At 73.7% G+C, this 384-nt stretch carries 2 protein-coding genes; both read right to left on the bottom strand.

What is annotated here, in order from left to right; all coding sequences use genetic code 11:
* Window positions 1-119, bottom strand: a 119-nt coding sequence (locus K9U41_RS24065) for a DUF3492 domain-containing protein (RefSeq protein ID WP_432715864.1), incomplete at its 3' end; no start/stop codon positions are given.
* The coding region (locus tag K9U41_RS23765; protein ID WP_282643276.1) for a hypothetical protein at window positions 116-384 on the bottom strand (269 nt) is incomplete at its 5' end. The genes K9U41_RS24065 and K9U41_RS23765, both read right to left, overlap by 4 nt.

Genomic DNA, 384 nt, shown 5'->3' on the forward strand with positions numbered 1-384 from the left:
GGGTAGGCCCGGATGATCTGGTTGATCCAGCTCGACACGCCGCCGCTCACGTAGGGGAAGGTACCCTCGAGCAGCAGCGCGATGTCGGCCTCCTGGGCCTGGGGATGGACGTCGCTCATCGGGCTTTCCAGTAGTCGAGCACGGGCCGCAGGCGCGGCAGGGCGCGCCACTGGCCGAGCTCCTGCAGCAGCGCGCGGGCCTGCGCGTAGTCGCGCCGCTCGAAGCACAGCTCGGCCTGGTAGGGCAGCACCCGCGTGGCGGGCAGGCCGAGTTCGCGGGCGCGCGCGTAGGCCTCGCCCGCTTCGGCGGCCAGGCCCTGGGCATGCAGCAGGCGGCCCCGCCGCAGGTTGAGCTGCGCGTTGCCGGGCGACTGCGCCAGTACCC

Origin of the sequence: Xanthobacter autotrophicus (assembly GCF_029991245.1) — a bacterium.
Classification (GTDB): domain Bacteria; phylum Pseudomonadota; class Alphaproteobacteria; order Rhizobiales; family Xanthobacteraceae; genus Xanthobacter; species Xanthobacter autotrophicus_C.